The sequence below is a fragment of the Vibrio nigripulchritudo ATCC 27043 genome (assembly GCF_000222685.1).
Taxonomy (GTDB): domain Bacteria; phylum Pseudomonadota; class Gammaproteobacteria; order Enterobacterales; family Vibrionaceae; genus Vibrio; species Vibrio nigripulchritudo.
On the sequence record NZ_AFWJ01000267.1, the window covers coordinates 17,532 to 32,316 of the forward strand.

Genomic DNA, 14,785 nt, shown 5'->3' on the forward strand with positions numbered 1-14,785 from the left:
TTCTGCTAGGCTGAACGATAGACAGGGCTAGTAAGCAGAGTCGCGATAAGATCGGATTGAGAATGACTGCCCGTTTTCACAAACACCGATTTGATATGGTCTTTAATCGTATGCGCGGACCTCTCAAGTATGGTGGCAATTTCGTTGCGATTAAAACCGCTGACGATCAATTCGCAGATCGTGGTCTCTGTATCCGTAAGCCCAAAAATCGCTTTTAAAAACTCAGGATTCACATGAATTGGGTGCTGACGGTCATAAAGATAGACAATCGCACCAATCTCATAGCCTTTGAGCAACTGCTGTTCGTCATGAGCAAGCGAATGATTAATGCCAATCGGAACTAGAAGAATCGTTATAGGTGATTGCTTATTGGTTAGATGGGTGACGCGGCACGCCTGTTTGACGTTGTCTCCCTGCTTGAGCACATTGAACAGATTCGAAATGTATTCGCGTTTTACAGAAACATCATTAATTGAGAATCGGTTCGCGTTTACCTCCAAATCACTGTACAACTCCCCAAGCTCTATCGCTTTCTGGTTAACACAAATCAACTCTCCTTTGCTGTCATACAACAGGGCACCGTGAGGTAATTGAGCAATAAGATGGTGCAGATTCGACGTTTCATTTCGGATATTTTTAAACTGCTGATAGAGAGTAAACGCTCTTTGAATATGCGGAATGAGTTCATTGAATACGAGAACATCATCGCTTGAGAAAGCGGGATTCGACGTATCGCGATGGACGGTGATCATCGCTACCTGATTTTCCAACCTACCCACAATAGCAGATGACGCATCCAAAAAATCATTGCCATCAAACCACTGCTCTACCGCCAGTTGAATCGGCGTTAATGTCGAACTTTCAGGTCGTCCAATATCACTGAGTAACGTATAAAATTGGCTAGGAGGTGCCTGATCAATGTATTTGTACAAAACATCGCCCTTCTCCAATTTATTCTCAACAAATTGAATCAAAGCATCAGCTTTGGGCCCAGCAATCCATGCACCTTCGGTGACATTGCTAATAGTGTTTTGTATGTGGAGCACGGCATCACATAACTTAAATTCGATGGTGAGCAGTTCTAAAAAAGGCTGAAAACCTTGCTGATGGGTAGGAGCCTGATAGAGCAAATCGATTAAGTGGCTAAAGCGAAACAAAGAATCCTTTCTTATGGTCTCCGCCATACTTATTGTTCCCCTATATTGGTATGGTAAACATTTCAATCATGTTTGAATCTCATTTACTGATAATGTACGCACTTATTTACAATGAGCATAGTTTCATAAGTGAGATTTTCTGTATGTTGTCTTAACAATGTATAGAAATGACGGAATGAAAACTTAGCAATCAAACTAAGCCCTGCGGGAACGAAGAAATGGCATATCGCCTCGCCATAAGAGACGGCGAGGTTTATTTCTGGGAGTTTCAATACTTCAAATTATCAAGTCTAGTCGTCCCCGCCGACACCATGGTACTTATCGGAGCCTTACGCCCAAAGTTCAATAGCCTCGGCCAATTCTGAATAACTAATGCTGGTATAAAAATCTATTTTTATACCATTACCTGCTTTTGATGGGGACAATATAGGAGATCTTAGGAGCAGTTAACTTGGTTGGTTTTCCCCATCAATTATTTGAGGTACTCCATCTCAACGCGAGAGGTAAGCTTAGTCACCAACTCATACGCTATGGTGCCAATGTGATGTGCGACTTCTTCAGAAGGCAAGTCTTGCCCCCAAAGGATTACTTCGTCTCCGACTTTGTCTTCACAATCCGGTCCCAAATCGACCGTTAACATGTCCATCGAAACCCGACCAGCAACGGGGACTCGTCTGCCATTCACTAGAACAGGTGTTCCAGCAGGAGCCGTTCTTGGGTAACCATCGCCATAACCAATGGCAATCACTCCGATCTTGGTGTCACGCTCACTGTGCCAGATAGCTCCGTAGCCGACTGGTTCACCTTTTTTCAGATCTCGCACTGCAATCAGGTGCGATTTTAAGGTCATGACGGGTTTAAAGCCGAGTTCTTTGGCGCTCTTGTCAGAGAAAGGAGAAACGCCATACATAATGATACCTGGACGTACCCAATCCAGATGGCTCTCTTTCCAGGCCAATAAGCCAGAAGATGCCGCCAGTGTACGTTCACCTTTGCAACCTTCTGTCAGGGCAAGAAAGTTGTCAATTTGAGCTTGAGTAACCGGGTTCTCCAGCTCGTCTGCACACCCAAAATGGCTGATATAGCGCAATGGTTTGGCGACGTTTTCACACGCTTTCAAGCGCTCAACAAACTCAGAATACACTTCTGGACGCACACCTAAACGATGCATTCCAGTATCGACCTTAAGCCAGACTTTTACTGGGTTTTCCAGTGTTGCCTGTTCCAGAGCTTCAAGCTGCTCCTCACAATGCACCACGGTTTGAATATTGTTGGTAACCAGAATCGGTAAATCTCTTGGGGAGTAAAAGCCTTCAAGCAACAGAACAGGCCTGACGATGCCACCTGCCCGCAGTTGTAGCGCCTCTTCAATACGTGCCACGCCAAATGCATCTGCCCCTTCTGCTGCCTGAGCAATTTCGAGCAGACCATGCCCGTAAGCATTAGCTTTCACCACAGACATGACTTTGCTTTGCGGTGCGTGCTCTTTCACCATTCTGAGGTTGTGTTTCAGTGCAGAAAGGTCGATACACGCCGACGCGGCTTTCATATAACTCATGTTCGGCGATTACTCTTCATCAAACGCAGGACCTGCGTAGTTATCGAAACGGGAGAACTGCCCCTGGAAGGTGAGTCGAACCGAACCGATAGGACCGTTACGCTGCTTACCTATGATGATTTCTGCGATGCCTTTGAGTGAGCTGTCTGGGTTGTAAACTTCATCTCGATAAATAAACATGATCAAGTCGGCATCCTGCTCGATGGAGCCCGATTCACGAAGGTCGGAGTTTACCGGGCGTTTGTCGGCACGTTGCTCTAGGGAACGGTTAAGCTGCGACAGCGCCACCACGGGCACGTTCAGCTCTTTTGCCAATGCTTTCAAAGAACGAGATATTTCGGCGATTTCCAAAGTACGGTTGTCCGACAGCGCTGGTACGCGCATAAGCTGAAGGTAGTCGACCATAATGAGTGACAGACCACCGTGCTCACGAGCGATACGACGAGCACGAGAACGCACTTCGGTTGGCGTCAGACCCGAGCTGTCATCGATGTACATGTTCTTCTTCTCCATAAGAATTCCCATGGTAGAAGAAATGCGTGCCCAGTCTTCATCGTCCAGCTGACCGGTACGGATTTTGGTTTGGTCAACGCGAGACAGGGAGGCCAGCATACGCATCATGATCTGTTCCGAGGGCATCTCAAGAGAGAAAATCAATACAGGTTTGTCCGACACCATGGCGGCGTTTTCACACAAGTTCATGGCAAATGTGGTTTTACCCATCGAAGGACGTGCCGCCACGATAATAAGGTCAGAACCCTGAAGACCTGCTGTTTTCTTGTTGAGGTCTGAGAACCCCGTATCCACACCTGTCACACCGTTTTGCGGCGTCTTATACAGAATCTCGATACGCTCCAGAGTTTTCTCTAGGATGTTATCGACGTTTTGAGGACCTTCGTTCTCGTTAGTTCTGTCTTCTGCAATGGCGAAAACCTTACTTTCTGCCAAATCCAGAAGATCTTCCGAACTGCGACCCTGTGGGTCATAACCCGCATCCGCGATCTCGTTAGCCACACCAATCAGGCTACGTACCAATGCCCGCTCTGCCACGATATCGGCATACGCATTGATGTTTGCAGCACTTGGTGTGTTTTTAGCCAGATCAGCGAGGTATGCAAAACCACCGACGTCGTCGAGTTGCTCTCGCTGTTCTAGGAATTCAGATAAGGTAATCAGATCAAGCGGTTTGCTTTCTTCAAGCAAGGTTCGAACACCATCAAAAATCATGCGGTGTGGACGGCTATAGAAGTCTTTTGCCACTACCCTTTCTGCTACCGAGTCCCAGCGTTCATTGTCCAATAGCAGACCACCGATCACAGACTGCTCTGCCTCAAGAGAGTGCGGCGGTACTTTGATAGCGTCTACCTGGCTATCCACTGGCTTCTTGTTACGATTATCTCGGTTTTCTGACATGGGTGTTCTCAACAGCTTATCTTGACCGTTCATTATAGCTAAGTTCTATCTGCAGGCTACTTCAAGATGCGCAGCACCGTTAAGAAAATCAGAAATTAACAGTGACCTGACCCATAACCAAAAGGCTATGAATACAATTCCGTATCAAAAGAATCTGTAAGGGGTATTGGGTGTCGAAAAATTTGCTCGCGTTGAGCCTGGTGGTGGTCAGTGCCAGTCTGTATGCAGAGGAAAACTCAGACACGGATACGTCGAGCCCCTCCCCTCTGAAAACCGAGGTGGAATTTGGCTATCAGGCACACAGCGGCAACTCTGATTCAGAATCCTTAAATAGCCGCCTTGAGGGGGTTTATACAGAAGGTCGTCACCGGCATTCCGGTGAATGGAAGTTTTACAAGCTCAATAAGAATGGAAAGGAAGACAAACGTCAGTCCACCTACCAATTGCAAAGCGATTACAAGCTCGCTCCTCGCACTTACCTTTACGCTAACTTCAAAGGCATCGATTCCAAATACAGTGCTTATTTCAAAGATTACACTTGGTCGAGCGGGTTGGGTTATCAGTTTTCTTATACTGACGATTTGAAGCTTTCGATGGAATTAGGTCCGGGCTATCGTCACCAAAAGCCGAATCTGGATGAGTTGGACGACGACGATTTGATCTTTCCTCATAACGTGGATGAGTTCATTTTTCGTGGTCTGTTCAAGGGGGATTGGAAGATGCTTCCTTCACTCTCTTTAAGTGCGGAAATTTCAATAGTCAGTGGTCAATCTAATACGCGATTCGACAATGAAGTGAGTATTACCAACACTATTACGGAGAACATCGCGCTGAAGCTGACTCACTCTCGCCAGTATCTGGATCGCGTCCCGAATAACTTGAGTAACACGGATACGGTTGTCTCAGCCAACTTGTTGGTAAAGTTTTAGTTCCCTCTTCCCTCTTACAGGTATAAAAAAAGCTGGCATAAAGCCAGCTTTCTCAAATCGCTTGGTACTGAATTACTCAGCAGCAACAACTTGTAGGTCAACTTTAGCAAATACTTCAGAGTGAAGTTGGATGCTAATTTCGAACTCACCAGTGTTACGTAGAGCACCTTCAGGTAGGCGAACTTCGCTCTTAGCAACTTCAACACCTGCCGCTGTGATAGCGTCAGCGATGTCGCGAGTACCGATAGAACCGAACAGTTTACCTTCGTCACCAGCTTTAGATGCGATAACAACAGCTTCAAGAGCGTTTACTTTCTCAGCACGAGCTTCAGCAGCAGACAGTTGCTCAGCAACTTTTGCTTCTAGTTCAGCACGACGAGCTTCGAACATTTCAACGTTAGCTTTAGTAGCCATTACTGCCTTATTCTGAGGGATAAGGAAGTTACGAGCGTAACCAGATTTAACGTTAACAGTATCGCCAAGACCACCTAGGTTACCGATTTTATCAAGTAGAATAACTTGCATTGTTTAATCCTCTTTCTTAATAAAACGACCGATTACTGATGCTTATCAGTGTACGGTAGTAGTGCTAGGTAGCGAGCACGCTTGATAGCGCGAGCTAGTTGACGCTGGTATTTAGCGCTTGTACCAGTGATACGGCTAGGTACGATTTTACCAGCTTCAGTGATGTAGTTTTTAAGAGTTGCTACGTCTTTGTAATCAATCTCTTGTACGCCTTCTGCAGTGAAACGGCAGAATTTACGACGACGGAAGAAACGAGCCATGGGCTATCTCCTGATCTTAAATATGTATGATGTTGTCGGCATGTAACACTAATTTCCCGTTGCCATTTCGGCTGGTTTGATAAGCAACAAAACCGCTTACCTTAATGTGACTGCCTATAACGAGTTCTTGAGTTAATTCTTTTGACTTTTGCCCGCTGATGACGACCGGCATACGACAATACACTTGTCTCGGAAGGTCAGCTTCTAACACTGTGGAGCGATGTTCCAGCCAAAATCGGCAATGAGGAACGCCCGCAGGGCTTTGGCTTCGAATTGGTGCTTTCGCGACAGTGCCACTCAGCTCCATTCGATTGGTCATTGAATGAATTACTCAGCAGCTGCTTCTGGTTTAGCTTCTGTACGCTCAGAACGCTCTGCACGCTCTTCACGACGAGGAGCACGCTCAGCACGCTCTTCTTTCTGCTTAAGCATGATAGATTGCTCAGTTACAGCAGCTTTAGTGCGCATGATCATGTTACGTAGAACTGCATCGTTGAAACGGAAAGCAGTTTCTAGCTCGTCGATCACTTCTTGACCAGCTTCAACGTTCATTAGAACGTAGTGAGCTTTGTGAAGCTTGTTGATTGGGTAAGCCATTTGACGACGACCCCAGTCTTCTAGACGGTGGATAGTACCGCCAGCTTCAGTGATTGAACCAGTGTAACGCTCGATCATGCCAGCAACTTGCTCGCTTTGATCAGGGTGCACCATGAATACGATTTCGTAATGACGCATTGGTTGCTCCTTACGGATTATTCAGCTTCCACAAATGGCTCGGTCGTCCAGAGGAAGCAAGGAACTAAAGAAAATTGACCGAGAATTAAGGACGGCAAATAGTATAGAAAAACACCGCTAAGAGCAAGGAGTATTTGAAGGTCTAAAATAGATATTTTCGAAGACAAAAGTAAGGCACCGACAGAGACTGACGATGCCTTGTAAAGGCTATAAGTAACAACGCTATGTTAGCTGTCTGTACTTTCGAAAATCTTGTCTGCTGATGCCGCAACAAATCCAGGATAAAGCTCGCCATTTGCCATTGGGTAACGCTTGGCAAATTCATAAAAGCCACCAGGAACGACTTCTGTGCCTTCAACAAAAGTAACAGGGACTTTGTCCGCCATGGTCGAAGACTGCTCTAGCAGCACATCTGGTGAGCCTTTCACTTCCCCACCAAATTCATTGATGGTGAAGCCCGAGTTGCGAAGGTGATCGTTCACCCCTTTCACTTCTTCAAAAGCATTCAGTTGGTTGACGCTAACGGTAAAGTGGTTAGCACCGTAACCGTGTGCCGCCAGCCAGGATGCGTATTCGCTTTCTTTAGCCAGCTCTTTATAGTCGATGTGGCTGATGTCCCACAGCCGACCACCGTACAGAAATTCGCTGCCTGTTAGCTTGGAACTGTCGACCTGTTTAACCAGGCTATTGACAATATCCTGAACGGTTTGAGAACACTTGTGAACTTCCAGTTCACTGATGAACACTTTTGGCTGTTTAGGATCCGGATGCTCAAAGTGTTTGGCCACCAGCTTCTTCGATTCAAAAACATAGTCACCGGCAGGTTTGTAACCGATCTCTAGCAAAGGTTTGGCTAGCGTTTCAATCCCTAATGGCTCGACACCAAAGGTGCGCAGTGCGATGTGATCGTTAATGAGTGGCTCGTCTTCTTGCAGTAACTCATGCACTTTGTGTGCAGAGGGGCAAAGACGAGTGATGTAGTCATTCCAAAGTGAAGCAAACAAATTGTCTGGCGACATAACGCCTCCTTGTTAAATCTACCAAGACAGGTAGGGGTTATTGGCAGTCACCTCAACCCGAGGTGACTTCAGCCTGTGACAGAGTTCTGGTTGGCTTCCAGTTATTATTATTTTGGCTCGAATTGTTAGGGGTTAATTACCTATGCGGATAGCCCCGATATTATTTTTGTTTACTATTTTAGCTCGACACCCGGGCTGAGCGTGGCTGGCAATACTGTCTCTTGCCCTTCCATTGATGCCATTGGGTACGCACAGTAATCTGCGGCGTAGTAGGCGCTTGGGCGTAAGTTGCCAGAGGCTCCCGGTCCGCCAAATGGGGCATCACCACTTGCGCCCGTTAGCTGACGGTTGCGATTTACAATGCCCGCTCGGATATGTTCGACAAAGTAGTCCCAGTCGCTATCCAGAGTAGAAACCAAACCAGCAGACAGACCAAATCGGGTGTCGTTTGCCATGTCCACTGCAGATTCCAGACCTTCATAACGAATCACCTGAAGCAGGGGACCAAAGTATTCTTCGTCTGGCAGGTTTTCAATCTCTGTGACATCAATGATGCCCGGTGTGACAAACGCTTCTCCTTTTGATGCTGCCTCAATCAGGCTCACACCGCCCAAACCTTGTAGGTTGGTTTGCGCTTCGAGAATACCGCTCGCAGCCTGAATGGAAATTTGAGGTCCCATGAAAGGAGCGGGATCTGCAAATGGCTCATCGACGCGGATATTTGCAGTAGAAGCCACCAGCTTGTCGATCAGAGCATCGCCCTTTTCGCCGACAGGCACGTACAGACGACGAGCACAAGTACAGCGTTGGCCCGCACTGATAAATGCAGATTGAATGATGGTATAAACCGTCGCGTCCACATCACCGTAATGATCTGCGATGACCATTGGGTTATTGCCGCCCATTTCAAGCGCCAGCATCTTATCTGGCTGACCAGCAAACTGGCGATGCAGAACATGACCTGTATTGGCGCTACCAGTGAACAGAACACCATCGATTTTTCTGGCATTCGCCAGCGCAATCCCTGTTTCTTTCGCACCTTGTACTAGGTTAATCACACCATCAGGCAAGCCTGCCTGTTGCCATAGCTTTATCGCGAATTCACCAGTCCAAGGCGTTTGCTCTGAAGGTTTGAATACCACGGTGTTGCCTGCCAATAAAGCTGGAACAATGTGACCATTAGGCAAGTGACCCGGGAAGTTGTAAGGACCAAATACTGCCATCACGCCGAGTGGGCGGTGGCGAAGTACAATTTGGTTGCCTGCGGCTTCTCGCTGCGCCTCGCCAGTGCGATCGTGGTATGCGCGAATTGAGATGGCAATTTTTCCTGCCATTGCGCCCGCTTCTGTACGAGTTTCCCAGATGGGTTTACCCGTTTCTTTGGCAATGATGGTCGCGATTTCTTCGCTGTTCTCTTTAACCAGCTCGGCGAACTTTAAGACAACGGCTTCACGCTCAACGAATGGTAGTTTCTTCCATTGCAAAAACGCGGTGCGTGCGGCATCAACTGCCGATTCCACCTGATCTTCCGTCGCGCCTTTACCTTCCCAAATCGTCTCGCCATTGTATGGACTGGTTGAAGCCAGTGCTTCGCCTGCGCCTTCTACCCAAGACCCGTTTATCCAGTGCGTGCTCATACTGCTAATCCTTCTTTCGTGTTCACGTTACTGTGCGAGCAAACGCACGTAATCACCGTCTTTGACTTCCAATGCATTCGCCACTTCCTGGCTCAGCATGACGGTGTCGGTTGCTTTGTCGTACGCAGCAGTCGCTGCGGTCGCTCTGAAGTTTTCGAATGATGAATTACACATCAAATAATGCTGTGCGCTTGAATGTTCCTGTACGCTGACTTTTGCCCGGAACGAGTGGCGTACCGACTCGATATTTCGAAGGTCACACTCCACCGACGGACCAGCATCAAAAATGTCGACATAACCTCGGCACGAGAAGCCTTCCTGTTCGAGCAGGCGAAGCGCCGGACGGGTGTTGTCGTGCACTTTGCCGATCACGGCCTGCGCTTCTGGTGACAGTAAGTTGATGTAAATAGGCAATTTAGGCATGAGGTCGGCAATAAAGCCTTTCTTACCAATACCCGTCAGGTAATCTGCCATGGTGAAATCAATCGAGAAGAAATGCTCCTGCAGCCATTGCCAGAATGGTGAGTTGCCTTCATCGTCTGACACCCCTCGCATCTCTGCAAATACGGTTTCTGAGAAGCGATGCGGGTGCTCAGCCATCATCAAGAAACGACATTTGGACATCAGGCGACCGTTTAACCCCTGACGAAATTGCGGGCGTAAGAACAGGGTACAGATCTCGCTACACCCCGTGTAATTGTTACCAAAGGTCAACAGTTTAACGACATTGTTTACACCTAGCTTGGGTGACGAATGCACTACTTTGCTGATGTGGTAAGTGTAAAAAGGCACATCCCAGCCAATGGATGCTTCAATGCCCGTAGTGCCGGCTACTTCACCCGTTTCGCTGTCGAAACCGACCATTAAGTAGCCTTCATCTCCGGGTTCGGTGACTTCAGATTTGCCGAAACTGTAGACCGAGTGGTCAATGCGATTGGTTAATAATTCTTCGTTGACAGGAAGAGAAGTAAATCCATGTCCTGATTCTACGGCACAGGTATTCAGTGCCTCATAATCTTGTTTCGTAATAGGACGAACTACCAGCATCACAACTCCCTCCAGATGCTATTGCAGAATCTCGCGCCAAGAAAAAGGCCGGGTACGTTCACACCCGACCAGTTCGATGTGCCGAGCTACTGCCTTAAACTAAGCTTGCGATGGCTTTTTCTAGTCTTGCCAGCCCTTCTTCGACTTCTTCTTTTGAAATCACAAGAGACGGGGTAAATCGAACGACATTGGCACCAGCAACCAGAACCATCAGCCCTTCATTACCTGCTGCAACCAGGATGTCGCGAGCGCGACCTTGCCACTCTTCATTCAGAGCTGCGCCTAGCAGCAGACCTTTACCACGAATTTCAGAGAAAATCGGGTACTTATTGTTAATTCTAGACAATCCTTCACGGAACAGCGCTTCACGTTCCTTCACGCCTTCCAGAACGTCTGGCTGGCGTACAACATCAACCACAGCTTCTGCTACCGCACAAGCCAGTGGGTTACCACCGTATGTTGAACCATGAGTACCAATTTTCAGATGCTGAGCCAGTTCTGTTGTAGTCAGCATGGCACCGACAGGGAAACCACCACCCAGTGATTTTGCCGTGCTTAGAATGTCTGGTGTGATACCAAGACCCTGGTATGCATAAAAGTCGCCTGTACGACCATTACCTGTCTGAACTTCATCAAAAATCAGCAGCGCGTTGTGTTTGTCACACAGTTCACGTACCGCTTTTACGAATTCTGGTGTTGGGGAAACAATGCCGCCTTCCCCCTGAAGAGGTTCCATCATGATGGCACAGGTGCGATCTGAGATGTGAGCTTCGAGCGCTTCGATGTCGTTATATGGCAGGTGAGTAACATCACCCGGCTTAGGACCGAAACCGTCTGAGTAAGCAGCTTGCCCACCCACAGTTACAGTGAAGAATGTGCGACCGTGGAAGCCTTGTTGAAATGCGATGATTTCAGATTTTTCTTCACCATGCTTATCTGCTGCCCAGCGACGTGCCAGTTTCAATGCCGCTTCGTTTGCTTCTGCACCCGAGTTTGCAAAGAAGACTTTTTCAGCAAAACTTACTTCAGTCAGCTTCTTCGCCAAACGTAGCGCTGGCTCATTGGTCATCACGTTACTTAGGTGCCAGATCTTGTTCGCCTGATCTGTAAGAGCAGATACCATCGCGGGGTGACAATGTCCCAAGCAGCTCACAGCGATACCACCAGCAAAGTCGATGTATTCTTTACCAGCTTGATCCCATACTCGTGCACCTTCACCACGAACAGGAATGATCTCCATCGGGTTGTAACAAGGCACCATTACGTCATTAAACAGGCTGCGTTCTACTTTGTTTTCCATTGTCATCACATACTCCATTCCGATCCCAATGTATTTGAGCAATAGCCAGAATCCGATACCACGTGGTATTTTCTACTGCTCAAACATTGTATTTACATTAAATTAACTATTTCAATAGTGATTTGTTCTTTTTATAGAACAAACAACACGCTAGCTGCCAAGAGCCATGAGTATTTATGCACCAGCCAAATGCTTTTATGAAGCAATTTATACTTATACGTAAAATAAGCTGGGGTTAACCATATATAGATAGAAGGGTTACGAAGACAAGCGAATCGTATTGCGAATAGTTTTGCATAGAACGCTATTAAGAAAAAAAACGGAAAAAATGTTAAGAAAAGTGACCCGAAGCAGGCTTTAACGACGCAGAAAGTTGGCGAGCAGCTCGTGCCCTTGTTCTGTTTTGATGGATTCGGGGTGAAATTGCACTCCTTCAATAGGCAAAGTGTTGTGCTGAAAGCCCATGATTTCGTCGAATTCACCGTCAACGTCTTTTGTCCAGGCAGTCACTTCAAAGCAGTCTGGAAGTGTTTCTGCTTTGACCGTCAGAGAGTGATAACGCGTGACCGTCAACGGCATATTCAGTGCTTCAAACAATCCTTGCTGCTCGTGCCAGATTGGTGAGGTTTTTCCGTGCATCACTTTCTTCGCACGAATCACATCTCCACCAAATACCTGAGCAATTGCCTGATGACCCAGACACACACCTAATATAGGCAATTTGCCAGCAAAGTGTTTTATAGCCTGCAGCGAGATCCCTGCTTCATTCGGAGTACACGGTCCGGGGGAGATAACTAAGTGGCTAGGTGCTAGTGCTTCTATACCTTCTATGGTTATTTCATCATTACGCACAACTTTGACATCCGCACCCAGCTCGCAGAAGTACTGATACAAGTTGTAGGTGAAAGAGTCGTAGTTATCGATGATTAACAACATAAAGGCAGTTTATAGACATGTTACTTAAGGGCGGTATTGTGCAGCAGAGTCACGGAAAGGCAAGTGAAAATTCAGGTTAGTTTGGGTCTGCTGACCTTTCTAGGTTAAATTTTATCCGAATGGGATGCTTGGTCAGATACGTTTTGATCGCGGTGCAAGATTTTAAATTTCGCCGATTTATCCGGTTATTTTTCCGAACATCATTCCAACACTTTAAACCCTTCGGTTGTCAACAGATTGAAATCAAAGTCGGTGAAAAGAAAGCGCTTTTTCACTTTGTTCTACGATCAATGTCTCCTATCAGCACCTTCCATAAACATCCAAGTTCGAGATATTAATAAATATGAATCTCATTGCTATGCGATTCGATTAATATTACTAACAATAAACATAGGATGTACGATGCATAAAAAACGGATTATCTCATTAGCAATTGGGGCAGCAATTGCTTATGCCGGCACAGCAGGCGCAACTGATAGATTCCACGCCGACCGTTGGCTAACACCAGGTGACCCTCTATTACAACATCAGTGGAACTTACTAAATACTGGTCAGGCGGCTTTCGCAGCACAGGGTGGTGTTGCAGGACATGATTTGAACTTGTGGCAAACACATTTGTTTGGATACGGCGGTCAGGGCGTGATTGTTGCCGTGGTTGATGATGGGCTTGAGATTGCTCATCCAGATCTGGCACCAAACATTAAACCGGGTTCCTGGAACTTGGTTACAAATACCAACGATCCCACGCCAACAAAAGCATCAGCCAGCCACGGTACGTCAGTAGCGGGTATTATTGCAGCGGCGGGTGGCAACAATGAAGGTGTTCGTGGTGTTGCTCCACAAGCCGGTCTGAAGGGTTATAACTACCTAGACGAGCAGTCTATCGAAAGCTGGCTCATTACCCACGGTAAAGATCCAAGAACGGCTGATGTGCGCGTGTTCAACCAAAGCTATGGTTCTCAGCCTCTATTTAGTATCCCTTACGACTTAACCAATAATCTGAACCTGGCAGTTCAGGATGCGGTTCACCAAGAAGTCAGTACCACAGCACATCAGGGCAAAGGGGCACTGTTTGTTAAGTCTGCTGGTAATGGCTTCGGACGCACCAGTGTTCGATTCACCAGTGGCGCTACTTTCCGCATTCTTCCAAAAGACTACGATACTGCAGAAGTGCCTAATGAAGGGCTGCCATGGCAGAACAGTAACCTTTCTTTCAACAACGCCAACTACTGGAATATGACGGTAAGTGCGATGAATGCCGATGGTAAGCTGTCTTCATACTCTTCCGTTGGTAGTAATGTCTTCCTGACTGCTCCTGCTGGTGAGTTTGGACGTGACAAACCAGCTCACGTTACCACTGATCTGATGGGTTGTGATCGTGGTTACAACACCATCGAACGAGCAGATCGTAACGGCTTGCATGGTGGAACAGCGGATGATCCAAACTGTAACTACAACGGCGTTATGAACGGTACGTCTTCTTCCGCGCCGAACACTTCTGGTGCCGCGGCTTTGCTTATGAGCGTACGCCCGGATTTATCTCAGCGTGACATTCGCCACCTACTGGCGACAACAGCAACCAAAATCGACGCAGAGCACGTGAATACTGACATTTCTTACACCACTTCATCCGGTGTATCACGAACTGTCACAGGGTTAGAAGGATGGTCTGCCAACGCAGCTGGTTACGACTACAGCCCATACTACGGCTTCGGTCTTATCGATGTAGATAAAGCGATGTTTGCCGCACGCACTGCACAGCCTCTGCCACCATTACAGCTCACTGAGTGGAAGACCACTACAGCAAACATCACTGTGCCAGACGCGGGTGATCAAGCCGTTACGGATACAGTAGCCATCAATGATGCGCTTAAAGTGGAGTCAGTTCAGGTTAAAGTTGATATTGACCACGAGCGTACCAGCGATCTTCTGATCGAATTAGTCTCTCCTTCCGGTACCAGCAGTGTTCTGATGTCTCCTCGCAACAGCCTGGTTGGACGTTCTCTACTGCAAGGTATCGGACAAGCGATTGGTGACGAAAGCCGCGGTTACCGCGATCATCTGTTACTGAGCCATAAGTTCTATGGTGAAGATGCTGCGGGTGAGTGGACATTGCGAGTGACAGATACCAGCGGTGAGCACAGCCACTGGATCCTGCGCAACCGCAATGACGAAACTCAGAGCTTCAACATCCCTCACTTCAACAACAGCGTACCGGGCACGATCAACCATTGGTCAATCCGTATTATTGGTCACCAAGGTTAATCAA

The 14,785-nt window shown here is 47.3% G+C and carries 14 protein-coding genes; 2 read left to right on the forward strand and 12 right to left on the reverse strand.

Features of this window, described 5'->3' with window-relative positions; translation table 11 throughout:
• Positions 1-5: 5 nt before the first annotated feature.
• The 3 genes from RH89_RS18305 to RH89_RS18315 form a co-directional block, all read right to left on the reverse strand.
• A complete protein-coding gene (locus RH89_RS18305) occupies positions 6-1,184 on the reverse strand; it encodes a helix-turn-helix transcriptional regulator (RefSeq protein WP_004405247.1) in 1,179 nt (392 codons plus the stop codon).
• Positions 1,185-1,629: 445 nt separating this feature from the next.
• Entirely contained in the window at positions 1,630-2,706 is a 1,077-nt protein-coding gene (gene alr, locus RH89_RS18310) for an alanine racemase (RefSeq protein ID WP_004405251.1), read from the reverse strand.
• 18 nt (positions 2,707-2,724) lie between these two features.
• Positions 2,725-4,128: a replicative DNA helicase gene (locus tag RH89_RS18315; RefSeq protein ID WP_004405252.1), complete on the reverse strand. Its 1,404-nt coding sequence runs from the start codon at positions 4,126-4,128 to the stop codon at positions 2,725-2,727.
• A 170-nt stretch (positions 4,129-4,298) separates the two neighbouring features.
• Here RH89_RS18315 and RH89_RS18320 point away from each other — a divergent pair, with 170 nt between their 5' ends.
• Positions 4,299-5,057, forward strand: a complete 759-nt coding sequence (locus tag RH89_RS18320) for a DUF481 domain-containing protein (protein ID WP_004405253.1) — start codon at positions 4,299-4,301, stop codon at positions 5,055-5,057.
• A gap of 72 nt (positions 5,058-5,129) precedes the next feature.
• Here the strand turns inward: RH89_RS18320 and rplI are convergent, their stop codons facing one another.
• The 9 genes from rplI to RH89_RS18365 form a co-directional block, all read right to left on the reverse strand.
• Positions 5,130-5,582 carry a 50S ribosomal protein L9 gene (rplI, locus tag RH89_RS18325; RefSeq protein WP_004405255.1) on the reverse strand — a complete coding sequence of 151 codons (453 nt, stop codon included), beginning with the start codon at positions 5,580-5,582 and terminating at the stop codon, positions 5,130-5,132.
• Positions 5,583-5,614: 32 nt separating this feature from the next.
• Positions 5,615-5,842 carry a 30S ribosomal protein S18 gene (gene rpsR, locus RH89_RS18330; protein WP_000090471.1) on the reverse strand — a complete coding sequence of 76 codons (228 nt, stop codon included), beginning with the start codon at positions 5,840-5,842 and terminating at the stop codon, positions 5,615-5,617.
• Between the two features lie 16 nt (positions 5,843-5,858).
• Positions 5,859-6,161, reverse strand: a complete 303-nt coding sequence (gene priB, locus RH89_RS18335; protein WP_004405287.1) for a primosomal replication protein N — start codon at positions 6,159-6,161, stop codon at positions 5,859-5,861.
• 8 nt (positions 6,162-6,169) lie between these two features.
• The gene (rpsF, locus tag RH89_RS18340) at positions 6,170-6,577 is read right to left on the reverse strand and encodes a 30S ribosomal protein S6 (RefSeq protein WP_004405288.1); all 408 of its coding nucleotides are present in this window, start codon (positions 6,575-6,577) and stop codon (positions 6,170-6,172) included.
• Positions 6,578-6,804: 227 nt separating this feature from the next.
• Positions 6,805-7,596 carry a DUF1338 domain-containing protein gene (locus tag RH89_RS18345; RefSeq protein ID WP_004405289.1) on the reverse strand — a complete coding sequence of 264 codons (792 nt, stop codon included), beginning with the start codon at positions 7,594-7,596 and terminating at the stop codon, positions 6,805-6,807.
• Positions 7,597-7,769: 173 nt separating this feature from the next.
• On the reverse strand, positions 7,770-9,233 hold the full coding sequence (gene astD / locus RH89_RS18350; protein WP_004405290.1) for a succinylglutamate-semialdehyde dehydrogenase: 1,464 nt from the start codon (positions 9,231-9,233) through the stop codon (positions 7,770-7,772).
• A gap of 27 nt (positions 9,234-9,260) precedes the next feature.
• Positions 9,261-10,280 (reverse strand): arginine N-succinyltransferase, encoded by a 1,020-nt coding sequence (gene astA, locus RH89_RS18355; protein ID WP_004405292.1) that lies wholly within the window; start codon positions 10,278-10,280, stop codon positions 9,261-9,263.
• A gap of 94 nt (positions 10,281-10,374) precedes the next feature.
• A complete protein-coding gene (locus tag RH89_RS18360; protein WP_004405293.1) occupies positions 10,375-11,586 on the reverse strand; it encodes an aspartate aminotransferase family protein in 1,212 nt (403 codons plus the stop codon).
• 351 nt (positions 11,587-11,937) lie between these two features.
• Positions 11,938-12,516 carry an aminodeoxychorismate/anthranilate synthase component II gene (locus RH89_RS18365; RefSeq protein WP_004405294.1) on the reverse strand — a complete coding sequence of 193 codons (579 nt, stop codon included), beginning with the start codon at positions 12,514-12,516 and terminating at the stop codon, positions 11,938-11,940.
• A gap of 402 nt (positions 12,517-12,918) precedes the next feature.
• Here RH89_RS18365 and RH89_RS18370 point away from each other — a divergent pair, with 402 nt between their 5' ends.
• A complete protein-coding gene (locus tag RH89_RS18370; protein WP_004405295.1) occupies positions 12,919-14,781 on the forward strand; it encodes a S8 family serine peptidase in 1,863 nt (620 codons plus the stop codon).
• Positions 14,782-14,785: the final 4 nt, after the last annotated feature.